Here is an 18,715-nt window from a genome sequence, read left to right as displayed (position 1 = left end):
TAGTTAAAGGTTGGAGGTTCCGGACAAGTATGTTTGCCTGGAACATATACCTTGAACTTCAAACTTCTAACGAACCTCAAACCTCAAACTTCAAACCTCAAACATGTAAAAATGGAGGCTCCACTAACATCCAACATCAAGCCCGGCGTGTCGCTCGACATTAAGACCTACGAAGCCACCGGCGGTTACCAGGGATTACGCAAGGCCATGGAAATGACGCCGCAGGAAATAACGGCCCTCGTAAAGGAGTCAAACCTGCGGGGCAGGGGAGGCGCAGGTTTCAGTACCGGTATGAAATGGAGCTTTGTGCCGATGAATGTAGAAGGGCCCAAATACCTGATCTGCAACGCAGATGAAATGGAACCGGGCACCTTTAAAGATCGCTGGCTGCTGGAAGGTAATCCTCACCAGCTGTTAGAAGGCATGATCATCAGCGCGTATGCAATACAGGCCACTACTTCTTTTGTGTTCCTGCGCTGGGCCTATAAACAGGCTGCCCAGGAGATCCGCAGGGCCATTGCAGAAGCTTATGCAGCCGGTTATCTGGGCAATAACATATTAGGCAAAGGCTTTCATCTTGAAATGCATTTGCACACGGGCGTGGGTCGCTATATGTGCGGAGAGGAAACCGCCTTACTGAACTCACTGGAAGGCAAGCGGGCCGTGCCCCGCGCCAAGCCGCCCTTTCCGCAGATCAGCGGTTTGTTTGGCAAGCCTACTATAGTTAATAATGTAGAGACCCTTTGCTTTATCCCGCATATTGTGAATAAAGGCGTTGCCTGGTTCCAGTCGCTCAGCCGTACCGGCGACGGGGGTACGAAGATCTACGGCGTGAGCGGGCGCGTAAATAAACCCGGCGCCTGGGAACTGCCCATGGGTGTTACCATGCGCGAGCTGCTGGAAGAGCATGCAGGCGGTATGCAGCATGGCTATAACTTCCGCGGCGCTTTACCCGGCGGCGCTTCTACTGATTTTCTCACCGCGGCCCACCTGGATGTGCCGATGGACTTTACCTCTGTAGCCGCCGCTGGTAGCCGTTTGGGCACAGGCACCATGGTGGTGCTGGACGATCATACCTGTCCGGTAGGTTTTGTACATAACCTTGAACATTTTTTTGCCCAGGAATCATGCGGGTTCTGCACGCCGTGCAGGGAAGGCCTGCCCTGGACAGAAAAGATATTATATGCCCTGGAAAGGGGAGAAGGCACAGAAGCCGACCTGGAGCAGCTGGACCTGCACACACGCCTTTTAGGCCCTGGTAATACTTTCTGTGCGCTGGCGCCCGGCGCTATGGAACCTTTGCAAAGTGCGCTGAAATATTTCAGGGAAGATTTTGAACAGCATGTTCACGAAAAAAAATGTCCGTATGGCAATTATACACATTGACGGTAAGACCTACCAGGTAAAGGAAGGCAGGAACCTGCTGGAAACCTGCCTGTCGCTGGGACTGGACCTGCCTTATTTCTGCTGGCACCCGGCGCTGGGCTCTGTAGGCGCCTGTCGCCAGTGCGCGGTAAAAACCTTCAAGGATGAGCAGGATACAAAGGGACGCCTGGTAATGTCGTGCATGGAGCCGGTAAAAGACCAACTGCGTTTATCCATCAGCGATAAAGAAGCCGCCGCTTTCCGCGAACAGGTGATCGGCTGGCTGATGACCAATCACCCGCATGACTGTGCGGTATGCGATGAAGGCGGCTCCTGCCACCTGCAGGACATGACTGTGATGACAGGACATAGCTATCGCAACTACCACTTCACCAAACGTACACATAAGAACCAGTACCTGGGCCCTTTCCTGAACCATGAAATGAACCGCTGCATCCAGTGCTATCGCTGCGTGCGCTTCTATAAGGACTTTGCAGGCGGTAAGGACATGGATGTATTTGCGGCGCATAACCACGTGTACTTCGGACGGCACCAGGATGGGATCCTGGAAAGCGAGTTCAGTGGTAATCTCGCGGAAGTATGCCCGACAGGTGTGTTTACGGATAAAACACTCAAACAGCATTATACCCGCAAATGGGATATGACTTATGCACCGTCCGTATGCCAGGGCTGCGGATTGGGTTGCAATATCATTGCCGGTGAACGTTACGGTTCATTGCGGCAGATCACTACGCGCTATAATGGTGCGGTGAATGGTTATTTCCTCTGCGACCGCGGGCGCTATGGTTATGAATTTGTGAACAGTGACAGAAGAATAAAGCAGGCGGCTGTACGCGGCCTTACGGATACGGTTATTGGAACCGCCGAAGCCCTGCAGCAGGTGAAAGATAAACTTGCGTCGGGAAAGGTGATCGGCATTGGCTCTCCGCGCGCCTCGCTGGAATCTAATTTCGCACTGCAGCAGCTGGTAGGGCGGGATCATTTTTACCTGGGCATGAGCGACACAGAACATGATCTTACCACGCTTGCATTGAAGATATTACGGCAGGGCCACGTACGCACGCCTTCCATGCAGGAAGCGGCTACCGCCGATGCCGTGCTGATATTGGGAGAAGACCTGCTGAACACAGCGCCGATGATGGCGTTGTCTGTAAGGCAGGCCGTGAACCGCCAGCCCGCACAGGAAGCCATGAACACTGCCCACGTAATGGACTGGCAGGATGCGGCCCTGCGGGAGGCCATGCAGGACAAGCACGGTCCCTGTTTTATTCTGAACGTACAGCCTACCAAGCTGGATGAATTGGCTACCAGGACCTACTATACCGCGCCGGAAACTATTGCCCGCATTGGCTTTGCGCTGGCCCGTCAGCTGGGTGCGCCACTTGCTGAGATCAACAACCTTACAGAAGAAGAACATCAGCTGGTAGACCAGATGGCAGCTGCATTGATGAATGCTGCGCGTCCACTGATCATCGCCGGTTACGGCAGCGCCTTCGAAGGAGTGCTGCGCGCGGCGTCCAATATCTGCGAAGCGCTGCATCAACATGCAAAACCTTCCATGCTGGTGCTCACCACCCCGGAATGTAACAGTATGGGACTTGAAATGCTGGGCGGCCTTCGCCTGGATTCTGCTGTAAACGTGGTGATGAACGGAGAGGCCGATACCGTGATCATACTGGAGAACGATCTTTACCGGAAGCTGGATAAACATGTGGCGGATAACTTTTTCCGCCGCTGCAAAGAAGTAATATTGATAGATCACCTTTATAACGCTACTGCTGAAAAGGCAACGGTACTGCTGCCTGCAGGCACTTTTGCAGAATCAGACGGCACGATGGTGAATAATGAAGGCAGGGCACAACGCTTTCTGCAGGTATATGCGCCTGCTACTTCCGGGATCCAGGAAAGCTGGCGCTGGCTGCTGCAAGTGGGCCGGGTGACCAACTGTGAAAGGTTGCGGAAGATGGAGTTCCTTGATGATGTGATCCACGCGCTGACACAACAGGTACGCTGCTTTGCAGGGATAGACAAGCTGACGCCTCCGGCGGATTTCCGGATCGCCGGACAAAAAATACCGCGTGAGCCGCATCGCTACAGCGGCAGGACCGCCATGCTGGCCAACATCAATGTGAGTGAGCCCAAGCCGCCGGTAGATGGCGATACGCCGCTTTCTTTCACGATGGAGGGATATCGCGGAGAACCCCCTTCTTCGGTGATCCCCTTCTTCTGGTGGCCGGGATGGAACTCTGTACAGGCTATTAACAAATTCCAGGAAGAGATAGGCGGCTCCCTGCATGATGGTGACCCTGGTCTGCGACTGATAGAGCCGGGCGGCAATGGTCAGCTTACCTTCTTTACCGAAGTGCCGGGCCATTTTGTGCCCTGCGCCGGGCACCTGCAATTAGTGCCCTTATATCATATCTACGGATCAGAAGAGCTGAGCGTACACACACCGGGTATTGCAGAACGGATGCCTGCGCCTTACATCATGCTGAGCCCTGAAGACGCGAAGCGTTACCAGGTGGCAGAGCAGCATCAGCTACAGATCGCGATCGATGGTCATCCATATACATTCATGGTGAAGATCAACCCCGCCCTGCAACGCGGCATGGCAGGCTTACCGGCAGGATTGCCGGGAACGGGGATAGTAGATATGCCGCAAATGGCGAAGGTATAACAAGGTTTGAGGTTTGAAGTTTGAGGTTTGAAGTTAGTTAGAGGTTAAAGGTTCCTGACAAGTGTATCTTCCTGGAACAATTATCCTGGGCTTCAAACGCTTCATGAACCTCAAACTTCAAACTTCAAACCTCAAACTATAAATTATGAGCACAGGACAATACTGGCTGGTTATTGGCGGCGTACTGTTCGTAATATTGAACACCGCAGCCGGGCTGATATGGCTGGAACGCAGGGCCCTGGCCCTGTGGCAGGACCGTTACGGACCAAACCGTGCAGGGCCTTTCGGGCTGTTCATTGTGCTGGCGGACACGATCAAGCTATTCTTCAAGGAAGACTGGATACCGCCCTTTGCAGATAAGGTCGTGTTTGTATTTGCACCGGCAGTGGTAGTGGCCAGTGTGCTCATGAGCTTTACCATCATTCCCTTCGCGCCGAATGTGATGGTGGCCGACCTGAATATAGGCTTGCTGTTCTTCCTGGCCATGTCTTCCATGGGGGTATATAGCATTGTGCTGGGCGGATGGGCGTCTAATAATAAATACGCCTTGCTGGGCGCTATGCGTGGCGCTTCGCAGATGATCAGCTATGAAGTGTTCATGGGTTTGTCGCTCATGGGCGTAGTAGTGCTCAGTGGTTCCTTCAACCTGCGGGAGATCGTGGAGGCACAGCGCGGCGGCTGGTATATCCTGCCGCAGTGTGTAGGATTTTTCATTTTCCTGGTAGCAGGCATCGCTGAAACGCACCGGCTGCCTTTCGATATACCGGAGGCAGAAAGCGAGCTGGTGGCCGGTTTTCACTCTGAATACTCCGGGATGAAGTTCGGTATGTTCTTCATTGGCGAATACATGGGCATTACGCTCATCTCTTCTATGGTGGTAACATTGTACTTCGGCGGATGGCTGGGCCCTGCTTTTCTGCCGCCGGTGATCTGGTTTGTGCTGAAGACTTTTGTGTTCATCATGCTGTTCATCCTGCTGCGCGCTTCCATGCCGCGGCCAAGATATGATCAGCTGATGGAATACGGATGGAAGATCCTGTTTCCTTTGTCGCTGCTCAATCTGATGATAACGGCAGCTATTAAATTACTTCTGTAAAATTAATGATCATGTTTAGTTTGTTGCGCAGTATGTGGCTGGTTTTCCTGCATATGTTCCATAAAAGGGAAACATACCAGTATCCTGAACACAAAGCGCCTTTACCGGCGCGCTGGCGTGGACGTATCGCGCTGACCCGCGATCCGGATGGAGGAGAGCGCTGTGTGGGTTGTTACCTGTGCGCTGCTGCCTGCCCGGTAGACTGTATCTCATTACAGGCTACTGAAGCAGAAGACGGGCGGCGTTACCCATTGTTCTTCCGTATCAATTTCTCGCGCTGCATCTTTTGCGGTTTCTGTGAAGAAGCGTGCCCTACCTACGCTATACAACTGTTACCTGATTTTGAAATGGCGGAATACAACCGCCAGAACCTGGTGTATGAAAAAGACGACCTGCTGATCAACAGCCAGGGCAAATACCCTGGCTATAATTATTATCGTGTGGCAGGTATGTCTATCCAGGGGAAAGACAAAGGGGAAGCCGAACAGGAAGAACCGCCGGTTGACATTAAAAGCCTGTTGCCATGAGCATTGCATTCTATATAGCTGCGGCTATTGCCGTTTTCTCCACCGTGATGGTGATCACGCGTTTCAATATCATGCACGCGCTGCTGTACCTGATCGTGTCGCTGTTATCCATAGCGGTAATCTTCTACCTGTATGGCGCACCGTTCATGGCTGCGCTGGAAGTGATCATTTATGCAGGCGCTATCATGGTGCTGATCATCTTCTTTGTAATGATGCTGAATTTGGGGGCGGAGACCACACGCGATGAAAAGAAATGGCTAAAGCCAGGTATGTGGATCCTGCCTGCCTTTCTTTGCCTGATATTGCTGATAGAGCTGGCCTATCTCATTGCACAGCATAAAGCGCCTGCTACCGGGATTACGCCGATAGCACCCAAGGAAGTAGGGCGCAGCCTGTTCGGGCCGTATATGCTGGCGGTAGAGCTAAGCGCCATGCTGCTGATGGCTGGCATCGTAGGTGCATATCACCTGGGTCGCCAGAAGAAAAAGATCTTACACCGTTTTCTTGAAAGTAAAGTATCATGAACATACATCCTACAACCGCAGGTATGACGCTGGCAGGGATCCTGTTTGTACTGGGATTGATCAGCATACTCATACGCCGTAATATGATCTTTATGCTGCTGTCGGTAGAGATCATGCTGAATGCGGCCGGGCTTGCCTTCATCGTGGCATCCTCGCATTGGGCACAACCCGACGGACAGGTGATGTTTATGTTCATCCTGTCTATGGCCGCGGCAGAAGTGTCTGTAGGCCTGGCGCTGATCCTGCAGCTGTATCATCAGCTGAAATCGCTGGATAGTGATGAAGCGAGCAGGATGAAGGGATAATTTTGGTTTGAGGTTGGAAGTTTGAGGTTTGAAGTTAGTTAGAGGTTAGATGTTTCGCACAAGTATATCTGCCTTGTTGACATACTTCTCATGAACCTCAAACATCGAACTTACTTCAAACCTCAAACTTCAAACCTCAAACTTTTTGTTATGCTTTGGTTAATACCCGCATTGCCATTCTTTTCCGCACTGATGCTCATACTGGGTTGGCGTGTTTTTACCCGTGCGGCTGTTTCCATTATCGGTTGTGGCAGCATTGGCGTGAGCGCATTGCTGACCATCATGCTGGGGATTGAATTTATGCAATCGGGCCAGACCAGCGCCACGCAACACTTGTGGGAGTGGATGCAGGCGGGTACTTTCAGCGCAGGGGCTGATCTGCGGCTGGATGCGTTGTCGCTCTGCTTTGTGTTTGTGATCACCTTTGTAGGTTTCCTGATCCATATATATTCTACCGGCTACATGGCAGAAGATGCGGATTACGGCCGTTTCTTCGCATGTATGAATTTATTTGTAGGGGCTATGCTGATGTTGGTATTGGCTGATAACCTGCTGTTGCTGTATTTCGGATGGGAAGGTGTTGGCCTCTGCAGCTACCTGCTGATCGGTTTCTGGTATAAGGATCCGGCCAATGGGTATGCAGCCCGTAAAGCATTTGTGGTGACGCGTGTAGGCGATACGGCGATGGCCATTGCATTGTTTATGCTGTTCCAGTTCACAGGCAGTTTGCAGATCCAGGGCATCCTGGATAAAGCACCCACTTTGTGGGCAACGGGCGATGCAACGGTGGTATGGATAGCTTTCCTGTTATTGGGCGGGGCGGTAGGTAAGTCGGCACAATTGCCCTTACAAACCTGGTTGCCCGATGCAATGGCAGGCCCTACACCGGTGAGCGCGCTGATACACGCGGCCACCATGGTAACGGCAGGGGTGTACCTCATAGCGCGTATGCATACTTTGTTTGAATTAGCGCCGGCTGCGCAGACTGGCGTTGCCATTGTAGGAGCTGTCACTTTATTACTGGCGGGCTGCAGCGCGCTGGTGCAACGGGATATCAAGCGGGTGTTGGCTTATTCTACTATCAGCCAGATAGGATATATGTTCCTGGCGCTGGGAGTAGGCGCATGGTCGGCCGCTATCTTTCATTTTGTAACACATGCTTTCTTTAAAGCATTGTTGTTCATGGGCGCGGGGGCTGTGATCGTGGCCATGCACCATGAACAGGATATGATGAAGATGGGCGGGCTGCGAAAGCAATTGCCTGCAGTGTATTGGGTGTTTTTGATTGGGTCTGCATCGCTGGCGGCTATCCCCTTTATTACTTCCGGTTTTTATAGTAAGGACCAGATCGTGTGGCTGGCCTGGTCGTCGGCGCAGGGGCATTCGCTGTACTGGGTATGCGCTATTACAGGCGCTTTTCTTACGGCCATGTATACATTTCGCATGGTGTTCCTTACCTTCTATGGAGCAGCGAGAAACCACCAGCATCCGCATACGCCTGGTCCCGCTATGATGATACCGCTGTACATACTGGCGGTATTGAGCACGGTGGCAGGTTTTATAGAGCTGCCGCATACATTGGGGCATGTTACGCTGTTCAGCAACTTCCTGCAGCCCATGTTGCCTTCTGTACACCTGCTGCAGGAGTCTGCAGCGCTGGAGTGGACCTCCCAGCTACTGGCCGCAGGCCTTACCTTCCTGGGCATTTATATTGCCTGGTTGTGGGTGATACGGCAGCCGGAGGGTATGAAGCGTTTTGCACAGATGCCTTTTATGCAATGGCTGCGTGAGTTCTGGATGAAGGGCTGGGCTTTTGATGATGCGTACAATGCCCTGTTTGTACAGCCCTTTGTGCAGACCGCCCGCATGAACCGCCGTGATATCGTTGACCGTATCTATACTTCCATCGCCGCTATTACGCAATGGTTCCATGATATACTGGCCCGTACGCAGAATGGTATACTGCGCTATTATGTAATGGGCGTGGTAATAGGAGCGGTAGTAATACTGAGCGTACTTATCTGGAGAGTTTACGTTTAAAAACACAGCAGCATGATCCTGTTATATATTATACTCATCCCCCTTATAGGCGCCATGCTTTCCTGGCTGGTATCAGCGAGGAGCATAACGCTGTGCCGCTGGATCGCCTTAGCCAGCCTTTTACTGGACTTTGTTATTGTAACGGGCATCTGGGTCAGCCAGGGAGATGCAGGCGGTGGATGGCTGTATAACTGGCAGGCGCCATGGATCCCTCGTTTTGGTATCACCCTGCACCTGGCAATGGACGGGCTTAGCCTGGTAATGCTGGTGCTGACCTTTTTCCTGGGCGCATTGTCGGTGCTGGTATCCTGGAATGAGATCAGGTCGCGTACAGGCTTTTTCCATTTCAACCTGCTGTTTGTGATCACGGGCATCGCAGGCGTTTTCCTGACCATGGACCTGTTCCTGTTCTACTTCTTCTGGGAAGTGATGCTGATACCCATGTATTTCCTGATCGGTATCTGGGGCCATGAGCGCAGGGAGTATGCTGCCTATAAGTTCTTCATCTTTACCCAGGCAGGAGGTTTGCTGATGCTGCTGGCTATCCTGGGACTGTATTTTGTACATGCCGCTAACACCGGCGTATATACGTTCAACTACTTCGACCTTCTTCATACGCCAATGGCGCGCGGCCTGGCGCAATGGCTGATGCTGGGTTTCCTCATCGCCTTTGTGGTAAAGCTGCCTGCTGTGCCCTTTCATACCTGGCTGCCAGACGCGCATACAGAAGCGCCAACAGCCGGCAGTGTAATACTGGCGGGGCTACTGTTAAAGACAGGCGCTTATGGCATATTACGTTTTGTATTACCCCTGTTTCCCGCAGCGGCCCAGGAGTTTGCCCCCTGGGCCATGCTGTTGGGAGTAGTGGGCATCCTCTATGGCGGACAGCTGGCCTTTGCACAGCCGGATTTTAAACGGCTGGTGGCCTATACCAGTGTAAGTCATATGGGCTTTGTATTGCTCGGTGCTTTTGCTTTCAACGAAGTGGCTTACCAGGGTGTAGTGATGCAGATGATCACGCATGGTATCAGCACGGGGGCATTGTTCATGCTGGCGGGCGTTCTCTACGAGCGGATCCATACCCGTGAGCTGAGCCGGATGGGAGGGTTGTGGCCCACGCTGCCGGCGATGGGTACAGTGACGATGATCTTTGTGATGGCTTCTCTGGGGCTGCCCGGACTGGGTAATTTCATTGCCGAGTTCCTGATACTGGTAGGCAGCTGGCAGGCTAACCATGCGCTGACCGTATTGGCTGCAGTGGGTTTAGTGGTGGCTACTATATATTCGCTGCGGATCATGCAAAAAGTATTTTTCGGGCAAACAGAAAGGCAGTTTGGCCTGCCTGATCTTGGTTTCAGGGAATGGGTGATGCTGGCGCCTTTGGTGCTGGCGATCATCTGGCTGGGCGTATATCCGAAACCGGTATTGAAGATGCTGAAGACTGAAAGCATAACGCTGAACGCCCGCAATGCACCGGATCATACAAACAGCGTTCCGCCTTCAGTATTCAGCGTTTCGCGTAATCCATAAATTGATTTATCATGACCTTCGACGATCTGCTCAGCCTGGGCCCTTTGCTCAACATCTGCGGCGCTGCGGTGATTGCCATGCTGCTGGTAGCTATCTGGCGTAATCACCGCCTGGTGTACTACTTTACCTTACTGGCTTATGCGCTGGCGCTGGCCTCTGTAGTGCCAGTGGCGAGCTTGTTGCCGCATATCATTGCGCCGCTGGTGGTGATAGATATGTTCGCGCTGTTTAACAGCGGGGCCATTGTTGGTTCGGGACTGATCATCGTACTGTTATCCTACAACTATTTTGAAGAGCGGGAGGAGCGGAAGGAAGAGTACTACCTGTTATTGCTGCTGGCTACTGCGGGGGCCCTGGTATTGGTGATCAGCCGGCATTTCATGTCGCTGTTCCTGGGGCTTGAAATGCTGAGCATCAGCCTCTATGGGCTGATCGCTTACCTGCGCGCCAGGCAGCGTTCGGATGAAGCAGGGATTAAGTACCTGATCCTGGCCGCCATTTCATCCGCATTCCTGCTGTTTGGTATGGCGCTGGTGTATGGGTTTACGGGGCATATGGATTTCCCAGGCATCGGCGCTTACCTGCAGCAGGCAGGCGCGGTGCCGTTACCCGTGGTGGCAGGTTTCGGGCTGATGCTGATAGGTATTGGTTTTAAGCTGGGCATTGTGCCTTTCCATATGTGGGCGCCGGATATTTATGAAGGCGCACCATTGCCCGTGGCAGCGTTTGTAGCTACGATCTCCAAGGGCGGGGTGCTGGTGGTGCTGATCCGCTTCTTCCAGGATGTGAACGGCACGCAGTACACGATGCTATGGTGGATCCTGGCTATCACTGCCGTGGCTTCTATGTTTGTGGGCAACTGGCTGGCCCTAACCCAGCAGAACATCAAACGTATGCTGGCCTATTCATCTATTGCGCATCTGGGTTATTTGCTGGTGGCTTTTCTCGCGGGCAAGCAATCCGGACTGGAGGCCATCGCGTTTTATCTCGTTGCTTATTTTCCTACCAGTATAGGCGCCTTCGGTGTGCTGATCGTAATGAGCAGCAGCGTGCAGGATGCGGAGACGGCGGACGACTATCGCGGATTGTTCTGGCGCTATCCCTGGGTGGCGCTGGCATTTACGGTGATGTTGCTTTCGCTGGCGGGCATCCCGCTGACGGCGGGCTTCATCGGCAAGTTCTATATCGTAATGGCGGGAGCAGATGGGAACCGCTGGTTCCTGTTGCTGATGCTGGTGATCAACAGTGTTATTGGTCTGTACTATTATATCCGTATTGTGGCCATGATGTTCCGTACAACGGAGAGCCCACAACGTACCTTTATCAAGCCTTCCCTGCCGCTGGCGGGTAATATTACACTTGGGCTGGTGGTATTGCTGCTGGTAGGGCTGGGGGTGTATCCCACCGCCATGATGCAGCTGATACAGCAGATGATGACGCTGATCAAATGATCAGCGCCATCATCGCATGATTATGCTTTTTTAAGCAGCAGTTTACGGCTGCCGAAATCAGTAGCGGCATCCAGCACTTTCAGGAGCTCGGGCCATTTAGCCACCGGCTCAAAGGCATGCTTATATACTTTCTTTACGTTTAATAAGAGTTTGTTCTGTGCGGTAGTAGCGGTAACAATAAAGCTGCCGCAGTCGTTATCCACCTGCTGGTTCAGCTGTTCTACCCCTTCCAGCTTATATCCGGCGGGTATCAGCAATTCAATGTTGTAGTCCAATGTACGGGCAAAGGGCATGTAGATATCTACCTGGCGGTTACGTTGTTCAGGCTTTAACTGCAGCTGTCCGCCAATCAGCTTGCCTGCATCCAGGATGTAGTTATTGCCAGCTTTCTTTACCCAGCCTTCCATGGTAAATTCAGTAGTATATTCAAAATCCGGATCGGTATGGCGCAGTCCCATTTTGCTGATATGGAAGGCCTTTACTTCTTTAGGCGCAATGTCGAACTGGGATTTGATCTCGCTGGTGAACTGCTCTTTCTCGTCTTTACGAGCCTTCTCAAATGCGTTGGTATATTCTTCCGCGAGGCTCCTGTTCCTCCGGCTGTCTGCAAATTCTTCCATGAAAGATTCCTTTACGCTCAGGGCCCTGCGTTCCACATCGTAATAATCTTCGAACAGCAGCAGGGCTTTCTGGCCGTCTTCCCGCATATGACCTTTCAGGGTAGTGGTACGTTTTACCAGAGCCTGCTGCATATTGCCTTCCAGGCTGATGCTCAGCTTTTCTGTGTGTATGTTATCAGCCGCCTGGCTTTCTGATATAGTGACCGGCAGCTCGTTGTCGTGCTCTTTATCTACTTTTAAGCGCCTGGTATCTACCGTGGGGGCTTTTTGTCCTTCGAACTGGTAGGGGATCTCTGTAGCGTCTGTAAACACGCCGTCAGATCCCATCAGCACCGGTTTATCGGTCTTGGTCCTTACCAGGTAAACATAATCATTTGCAGACATTACATCCTTTTGGGCAGGGCCATATTTAGAGGTAGCCAATACGATCTCATGCGGGATATCGAAGCCGTTAAAGATCCTGGCCAGGTAATAGATGAACCAGTTGTCTTTAGGCGTCCAGTAGTTGCGCTGCTGGTTTACCACGATGGGATCCTGCGGCTTTACGCGGTAAAAGAACATATAACGCAGCCCGTAGTATACAAAGTAGGGAAGGCTATCCTTGGGCAGCTTTGTTTTATGTTCGCGGTTATACAGCTTGATCTGGTCTTCTATGGGGCCATGGTATTGGGAGGCTAATGAATAGGTGTTCCTGGAGGCCAGCTCGAGACGAACATCATCCTTGAACTCGTCTATCGCCGGGTTGTGGTACACTTCACCGGATTTGCGGCCGTTCTTGCCAACGCCGCCTTTCATCACATTCATGCGCACAATGGGCAGCTGGCGGTAGGGCGACATCCATAAGCTGATAGGGCGGGCAGGAATGTTCTTCATTTCCATGTCCATGATGATATCGTCATCGTCGTTGCGTTTTACCTTGAATTCAGGCGCGTCGTTCACGGAGCGGTATTCGATGGCATATTGATCAGAGAATTCGCAGTGAACAGAGTAATGCTGAATTGGTTTATCATCGCCAAAAACAAAGATCTCTTTCTCTTCGTTGTAGGTATCCGTCTGTTTTTCCACTCTTATAAAATAGTCCAGCACATCGCCTACCTGCAGATCGGGGATGGCGAGCTTGCGTTGCTTATCTGTTCTTTCATCTTTCACTGATACCGCCTCATCTATATTCACTTCTTTGATCGTTCCATCCGGTTTCAGGATGCGTGCGCCTACGGTGGTGGTAGCGCCCCGCCATTTGAAATAAGCGTTGTCAGTTTCAAATTGCTGATAGCTTAGTTCAGAGTAGTCGTCCAGTGCAGCCTTATCATTGATCTTCACCATTTGCCTTACGGTGCTGATATAAATAAGGTCTTTGATCACGACGAGCGAGATCCCTCTCAGCTTTTTCTGGGTAGTGCCTTTGATCTCTTCATGTTTGGCCAGTATAACAGCAGAAGCCTTGCTGTCTGCAGCGGCCAGGTCAGGCTTTTTGAAGGCAGGAATATCCCATGCCCATACTTCTTTCTGTACCTGGGCAGCGTATTTTTTATACTGTTCATTGTTCCGTTGCTGTGCGGAAACAAGGTAGGGGGATAACAACAGTAAGGCGGCTATTGTTGCCTGGCATAAACGTATAAATGATCTCATGTGAAATGATTAGCGGATGAAATGTATAGGTCTTATTTTTTAGTGAATATGATCTGTTGTTCATAGGTCTTTTTCAGCTGCTCAATATCCTGGTTCCATTGCGGAAAAGCTGCTTTGGGCAGGCGGGTATTACGAATGGACAGGTCTTTTTTATAGACGATCTTATTGCCCTGCTGCTGATAGCTGATGGAAAACGCATAGCCATTATGATCGATGTGCAGTGCTTCCGGTAGCGCCTGGATCTTGTACCCGGCAGGTATGTCAATACTGGTTTCATTCACTACATGATATTTGTAGCTGAACAGCCAGTCCTGTGTTCTTTTAGCGGTATCGATATCCATCCCCGAAAACTCTTTGCGGAAATCGGGCTCGATGTACATTTCATTGCCAAAGCTGGTAACCGCGTCCTGGTGCTGCAGCTCATAGGAGATCTGCATATCAGTGTTCCAGTTGTGGAGATCGGAAGTTTGCAGCTTGCCCAGCACGTATTTGCTGTCGCTATCAGACAGGTATTGCAGCAATGCGTCCTGCAGCTTTTCGGTCTTGATGCCATGTACCTGTGTGAGCAGGAACTCTTTGCTTTCGCCTGTCCAGCGTTGTTCTGCTTTACCTTTCAGGCTGGCGCCGTCAACCTGTAAAGTGCGTTTTTCATATTGCAGGTTCTGTTGATAGCTGCCGGAGGGGATGCGGTCCAGTATGAAGGCGTCGCCGTTCTCTATCAGTACCTGGCGGTTCTGGATACGTTCTGCGTATTGGTCGAAGCCGATATAGGTTTCAGTGGCATCCAGGAAATAGCGTTTGTTGTTATAGTTCACGGCGCAGATCATGTGATTGTCTACTGCCATGGAGGGAGTGCTGTAATCGTAGGCAATGTGATTGGTGCCTATCCAGCAGAGGCGGGCGTCAAAGCCGAGGGCTTTCAGCAGCTCGCTGGTAAGGTTGGCCATGCCTTTACAATCGCCGTATTTACGTTGCAGCACTTCCTGTGCTTTCTCCGGTTTAAAGCCGGCGATGCCGTCTTCAAAAGCGATGTAGCGGATATTATCCTGCACCCAGTTATACACCATCTTTATCTTGTCCAGATCAGTGGCGGCGCCTTTCGTGATCTCCAGGGCTTTGGTCTTTATAGCGGCAGGATCGTTACCGATCTTCTGTACCAGGCTTTTGTACCAGGCATAGAGGTCGTCTACTTTATTGAAATACTGCTGTTTACCTTTTTTATTTTCGGCAGACCGGGAGAGGATTAACAGGTGTGGATATACGTAGGAGGGGCCGGGCGACTGCGGTTCGCTTACGCGGGCTTTCAGGCCGGATGCGCGATAGGTATAGATGTCGGCGTCGGCCTTTTCGTTGTACTCTTTTTGTTGCTGTATGGCTGCGCCAGCGAAGTTCATCTCTTTCAGCTCTACTTTCATCCAGCGGGGCACAACCAGCTTTATTTCTTTCTGCCCGGTGGTATATGCTTCATTGAAATAGATGCTGGTAAAATAGCGTGGGTCCAGCATGGTTTTCTCCATTTCTACCACGCTTTCCGTGCCCTTTTTCTCCAGGGGCAGGCTGAAGAAGCAGACCCGCGCGTCGGAGTAAAAGATGTTATCGACGGAATAGTATTGGTATTGCGGATTGATGTACTTATTACGGCTGCCGTTCACATACACGCGCAGCTCGTCGATCCGGCTCAGATCATCGTAGAAAGCTACGTATGGCACCGAAGTTCGGAACTCATTACAGCTGTAAACCGTACGGCTTTCCTGTCTTATTTGTACCGGGTGCTCATCATCGCCCGTGGTGAAAGTGTATGTTCTCTGTTTTCTCCCGGATGGTAATGTTCGTATTGTCATCAGGGTTAGCGTTTGTAATTAGCGTATTGGTTGTCAGTATGATACTGAAGATCAGGTAACAGGGATATCTTTTCATAGTAATTGTCCCAAGGAATTGGACAAATATACCAAATCTTCATATTGTAAAAATAAATTTATGTATGAGCGTTGGTTTGGCGGCTGAAATACCTGGCGGCCATGGTAGCCACCGGGATCCCTATGGCGAGCATAAGGATCAGCATACCCAGGAGGGAAGGGCCGAACCGTAAGGGAGGGCGATTATAGGCGGACAGCGGCAGGACCACCACGTTCATGATCGTCCAGACGATGGCGCCGTACAGCACACCGCTCAGGATGGCCTGTTTATGCAGGAAGGGCAGGTAGGGATACACCAGGTAGTAGCCAATGGTAAAGAGCATGGCTATCATGTAGTGGAACAGCAGCCCGGTGACTGCCATGGCAGTGCCGCCTGCGTAAGCTCCCCGGCCAAAAATACCGCTGGCAATACCTTGCAGTATCTGCACAGCGGTTGCTTTGTCCAGGATCACGGCATAAACGATGATGGCAGCGAGAATATCCAGTGTACCGGCTATAAGGCCGGTACGCAGAACAATGTTGAATGAAAATGAAGGCATATTCAAATAGGTTTAAAGGGCATGGTTCCCGTAACAGATTCAGATTTTGTTATGAGCGATACAGGATACCTTGTTTGTTGATTCAGCACTTTACATCCGGCGGAAGGAGAGATGCAGCTGGCTGAACGAGCATTTTGGCAGTACAAATGTAGGGATGGGCCTGCAAGGAATGCAGACAAGTCAACGGGGAACAGGCAGGGAGTATTATAAGGGGGATTGCAGCCCCTGTGCGGCGTTGGTCCGTTGCAAAGCAACGGTGGGAGGTTGGAAATAGCAGGTGGGCGCCCCTGATCAGTTGATGGAGGGCAGATGAATACCGGTATTGTGAAAAATAATGCTGTCTATGTCGTCTATAGTGGTTACGCTCAGGAGTGATGCAAACTGCATGGGAATGGGAGAGCACATCCAGGTGCCGCCTTTCTGTACTACGCCAAAGGCGGTTTTACCTACTTCTATCTTATAGTACTTGTTACCTTCCAGGAAATGAAAGCCTAATGACAAAAGCCGCTCGGGAGTGATCGCGTCCATGTGTTGTATTATATTTTTCGTAAATATAATACCTTTTTGTTTAAAAGGAAGGGTAATATCGTATAGGCCTCAGGGTTGTTCCAATACACTTACTACCAGTTCTTTATAACTTCTGCCGATGGGGATGGGCTTTCCGTTCACTTCTACGTCGGTAGCGGTAAAGGCCTCTATCTTGTCTTTGGCGACGATGAAGGAGCGGTGTACCCGCAGGAAATTATTACGGGCCAGCAGCTCTTCGATCTGCCCGATCTGGAACTTGGTAAGAATGGTTTTGTCGCGCGTGACGATGCGGATGTATTCCTTCATGCTTTCGATGTAGAGGATCTCATCCAGGTAGACCCTTACTTTCTTCTTGCTGACGTTGAAGAAGAGGTGCAGTCTTTCTGGCCTGGCAGCTGTTGTGGCGGCAGGCGAGACGGGGGCTGCGGCCTGCTTCAGTTTATTGACCGCCATGAGGAAGCGGCTGAACTCAATGGGTTTCAGCAGGTAATCCACCACATTCAGCTCATAGCCCTGCAGGGCATACTCCTGGTAGGCGGACGTAATGATCACCTGGGGCGGGTTTTTAAGCGCTTTTACGAAGTCGAAGCCCTTGAGCTTGGGCAGATGGATATCGAGGAAAATAAGGTCTATTTTCTCCTTTTGCAGCATATCCATGGCATAGATGGCATCGCTGCAGATGCCTTTGAGCTGCAGGAAAGGAACCTGTTTAATGTAGTCTTCCAGTACTTCGGCCGCCAGGGGCTCGTCTTCCACGATGATGCAACTATATTTTTGCATGGCTGTCCAGGTTTATGGTAAGGTGCACTTTGAACCTGTTCTGCTGGTCCTGCACATCCAGTTTATATTCCTTGTACATCAGCTCCAGCTGGCGCCGTACGTTGCTCAGGCCAATGTTATCGGTGATGGCATTGCCGTTGCCGTTCTCTTTGCTGTTCTCTACCAGGAAGGTGAGCACGCCCTGCTGTAAGCGAAGGTCAATATAAACAAAAGCATCCATGCGCGATTCACTGACGCCGTGTTTAAAGGCATTTTCCACGAAAGGCAGCAGCAGGAGCGGCGCTACAGGGTAGCTGCCGTTATCCACTTCTTTATTAAAGGTAACGCTCAGTCTTTTGTTGTAGCGGATCTTTTCCAGTTCCAGGTAATCGTCCAGCATTTTGATCTCATCGCAAACCGGGATGTTGCTTTTGCCTGTTTCGTAGAGCATGAAGCGCAGCAGCTTGGAGAGCTTCATCACGATCTCGGCGGTATGGTCTGATTTTTTACGGGCCAGTCCGTAGATATTATTCAGGGTGTTAAAGAGGAAGTGGGGATTGATCTGGTTACGGAGGAACTTCAGCTCTGTTTCCAGCTTTTCCTTTACCAGGTTCTTTTCCCGTTCCTTGCCTTTTAGCTGGATGCGCAACAGGTGGAGGGTCACAACGGTGCCGCTCACAAAGCCCATGTCCATAATGCCCAGCAGCACGCTGGCTATGGCAAAAAGGGGCTTGGTTTTCAGCAGTCCGTTGTAAACGCGCGGGTAAATGAAGTAATTGTAGGTAAGCCGGTACAGCACCAATATAACGAGAAAGACACCCGCTATTTTGGCCACTTCCTGCCAGAGGCGGGCTTTGTCCTCCAGCAGGCGGTTCACGGACACATAGATCACAAAATAGGCAAACAGCATTTTCAGGATGGCCACAGAGATAGCGGCCTGCAGGGCCATGGAAAAGCGTGCGCCTTCAGAAAGGCCTGGCAGGGCGGGGCCTACCCAAAGGAATTCCAGCAGAGAGTCCTGCAGTATGTAGACCACCCAAAATAAAATATGCAGCAATACCCGTTTCATGCGATCCAAAAATCGTAAAAAAGACGGGTATTACTGCATAAAGGGGACCAATAACAGTTTTCGATGGATGAAAAGCCGGCAACAACGATTAGAGGTTTGAAGTTTGAGGTTTGAGGTTT

At 51.2% G+C, this 18,715-nt stretch carries 15 protein-coding genes; 9 read left to right on the top strand and 6 right to left on the bottom strand.

Translation table 11 applies throughout. The features are described 5' to 3' along the window. The first annotated feature begins 111 nt into the window (after window positions 1-111). From nuoF to ACR9Y8_RS05415, 9 genes are all read left to right on the top strand, one after another. Window positions 112-1,386, top strand: a complete 1,275-nt coding sequence (nuoF, locus tag ACR9Y8_RS05455; protein ID WP_481212227.1) for an NADH-quinone oxidoreductase subunit NuoF — start codon at window positions 112-114, stop codon at window positions 1,384-1,386. Beyond that, on the top strand, window positions 1,367-4,063 hold the full coding sequence (nuoG, locus tag ACR9Y8_RS05450; RefSeq protein ID WP_481212226.1) for an NADH-quinone oxidoreductase subunit NuoG: 2,697 nt from the start codon (window positions 1,367-1,369) through the stop codon (window positions 4,061-4,063). The genes nuoF and nuoG overlap by 20 nt, the downstream gene beginning before the upstream one ends. 145 nt (window positions 4,064-4,208) lie before the next feature. Continuing rightward, on the top strand, window positions 4,209-5,159 hold the full coding sequence (gene nuoH / locus ACR9Y8_RS05445) for an NADH-quinone oxidoreductase subunit NuoH (protein ID WP_481212225.1): 951 nt from the start codon (window positions 4,209-4,211) through the stop codon (window positions 5,157-5,159). Window positions 5,160-5,170: 11 nt separating this feature from the next. Next, on the top strand, window positions 5,171-5,686 hold the full coding sequence (gene nuoI / locus ACR9Y8_RS05440) for an NADH-quinone oxidoreductase subunit NuoI (protein WP_481212224.1): 516 nt from the start codon (window positions 5,171-5,173) through the stop codon (window positions 5,684-5,686). Next, the gene (gene nuoJ / locus ACR9Y8_RS05435; RefSeq protein ID WP_481212223.1) at window positions 5,683-6,210 is read left to right on the top strand and encodes an NADH-quinone oxidoreductase subunit J; all 528 of its coding nucleotides are present in this window, start codon (window positions 5,683-5,685) and stop codon (window positions 6,208-6,210) included. Before nuoI ends, nuoJ begins: the two co-directional genes overlap by 4 nt. Then, window positions 6,207-6,515: an NADH-quinone oxidoreductase subunit NuoK gene (gene nuoK, locus ACR9Y8_RS05430; protein WP_481212222.1), complete on the top strand. Its 309-nt coding sequence runs from the start codon at window positions 6,207-6,209 to the stop codon at window positions 6,513-6,515. The genes nuoJ and nuoK overlap by 4 nt, the downstream gene beginning before the upstream one ends. A gap of 150 nt (window positions 6,516-6,665) precedes the next feature. Then, a complete protein-coding gene (gene nuoL / locus ACR9Y8_RS05425; protein ID WP_481212221.1) occupies window positions 6,666-8,555 on the top strand; it encodes an NADH-quinone oxidoreductase subunit L in 1,890 nt (629 codons plus the stop codon). A gap of 12 nt (window positions 8,556-8,567) precedes the next feature. Further along, complete coding sequence (nuoM, locus tag ACR9Y8_RS05420; protein WP_481212220.1) at window positions 8,568-10,085, top strand: NADH-quinone oxidoreductase subunit M; 1,518 nt, start codon at window positions 8,568-8,570, stop codon at window positions 10,083-10,085. A gap of 11 nt (window positions 10,086-10,096) precedes the next feature. Beyond that, window positions 10,097-11,536, top strand: a complete 1,440-nt coding sequence (locus ACR9Y8_RS05415; protein ID WP_481212219.1) for an NADH-quinone oxidoreductase subunit N — start codon at window positions 10,097-10,099, stop codon at window positions 11,534-11,536. Window positions 11,537-11,556: 20 nt separating this feature from the next. Here ACR9Y8_RS05415 and ACR9Y8_RS05410 read toward each other — a convergent pair whose 3' ends face one another. The 6 genes from ACR9Y8_RS05410 to ACR9Y8_RS05385 form a co-directional block, all read right to left on the bottom strand. Continuing rightward, window positions 11,557-13,785, bottom strand: a complete 2,229-nt coding sequence (locus tag ACR9Y8_RS05410; RefSeq protein WP_481212218.1) for a DUF3857 domain-containing protein — start codon at window positions 13,783-13,785, stop codon at window positions 11,557-11,559. Between the two features lie 32 nt (window positions 13,786-13,817). Next, complete coding sequence (locus ACR9Y8_RS05405; protein ID WP_481212217.1) at window positions 13,818-15,626, bottom strand: transglutaminase domain-containing protein; 1,809 nt, start codon at window positions 15,624-15,626, stop codon at window positions 13,818-13,820. Between the two features lie 134 nt (window positions 15,627-15,760). Next, on the bottom strand, window positions 15,761-16,240 hold the full coding sequence (locus ACR9Y8_RS05400) for a hypothetical protein (protein ID WP_481212216.1): 480 nt from the start codon (window positions 16,238-16,240) through the stop codon (window positions 15,761-15,763). Window positions 16,241-16,531: 291 nt separating this feature from the next. After that, on the bottom strand, window positions 16,532-16,768 hold the full coding sequence (locus ACR9Y8_RS05395) for a hypothetical protein (RefSeq protein WP_481212215.1): 237 nt from the start codon (window positions 16,766-16,768) through the stop codon (window positions 16,532-16,534). A gap of 69 nt (window positions 16,769-16,837) precedes the next feature. Further along, a complete protein-coding gene (locus ACR9Y8_RS05390; protein WP_481212214.1) occupies window positions 16,838-17,548 on the bottom strand; it encodes a LytR/AlgR family response regulator transcription factor in 711 nt (236 codons plus the stop codon). Continuing rightward, window positions 17,535-18,596 carry a sensor histidine kinase gene (locus ACR9Y8_RS05385; protein WP_481212213.1) on the bottom strand — a complete coding sequence of 354 codons (1,062 nt, stop codon included), beginning with the start codon at window positions 18,594-18,596 and terminating at the stop codon, window positions 17,535-17,537. Before ACR9Y8_RS05385 ends, ACR9Y8_RS05390 begins: the two co-directional genes overlap by 14 nt. Window positions 18,597-18,715: the final 119 nt, after the last annotated feature.

Source organism: Chitinophaga sp. SVR4-12A (assembly GCF_056754765.1).
This window is presented reverse-complemented; position numbering and strand designations above follow the sequence as displayed.

Bases quoted from the DNA above. Each gene is read 5' to 3' on its own strand.
- nuoI (WP_481212224.1), top strand. From the start codon at position 5,171: ATGTTTAGTTTGTTGCGCAGTATGTGGCTGGTTTTCCTGCATATGTTC.
- nuoM (WP_481212220.1), top strand. From the start codon at position 8,568: ATGATCCTGTTATATATTATACTCATCCCCCTTATAGGCGCCATGCTT.
- nuoK (WP_481212222.1), top strand. From the start codon at position 6,207: ATGAACATACATCCTACAACCGCAGGTATGACGCTGGCAGGGATCCTG.
- ACR9Y8_RS05405 (WP_481212217.1), bottom strand. From the start codon at position 15,626: ATGACAATACGAACATTACCATCCGGGAGAAAACAGAGAACATACACT.
- nuoH (WP_481212225.1), top strand. From the start codon at position 4,209: ATGAGCACAGGACAATACTGGCTGGTTATTGGCGGCGTACTGTTCGTA.
- ACR9Y8_RS05410 (WP_481212218.1), bottom strand. From the start codon at position 13,785: ATGAGATCATTTATACGTTTATGCCAGGCAACAATAGCCGCCTTACTG.
- ACR9Y8_RS05400 (WP_481212216.1), bottom strand. From the start codon at position 16,240: ATGCCTTCATTTTCATTCAACATTGTTCTGCGTACCGGCCTTATAGCC.
- nuoJ (WP_481212223.1), top strand. From the start codon at position 5,683: ATGAGCATTGCATTCTATATAGCTGCGGCTATTGCCGTTTTCTCCACC.
- nuoF (WP_481212227.1), top strand. From the start codon at position 112: ATGGAGGCTCCACTAACATCCAACATCAAGCCCGGCGTGTCGCTCGAC.
- ACR9Y8_RS05385 (WP_481212213.1), bottom strand. From the start codon at position 18,596: ATGAAACGGGTATTGCTGCATATTTTATTTTGGGTGGTCTACATACTG.
- nuoG (WP_481212226.1), top strand. From the start codon at position 1,367: ATGGCAATTATACACATTGACGGTAAGACCTACCAGGTAAAGGAAGGC.
- ACR9Y8_RS05415 (WP_481212219.1), top strand. From the start codon at position 10,097: ATGACCTTCGACGATCTGCTCAGCCTGGGCCCTTTGCTCAACATCTGC.
- nuoL (WP_481212221.1), top strand. From the start codon at position 6,666: ATGCTTTGGTTAATACCCGCATTGCCATTCTTTTCCGCACTGATGCTC.
- ACR9Y8_RS05390 (WP_481212214.1), bottom strand. From the start codon at position 17,548: ATGCAAAAATATAGTTGCATCATCGTGGAAGACGAGCCCCTGGCGGCC.
- ACR9Y8_RS05395 (WP_481212215.1), bottom strand. From the start codon at position 16,768: ATGGACGCGATCACTCCCGAGCGGCTTTTGTCATTAGGCTTTCATTTC.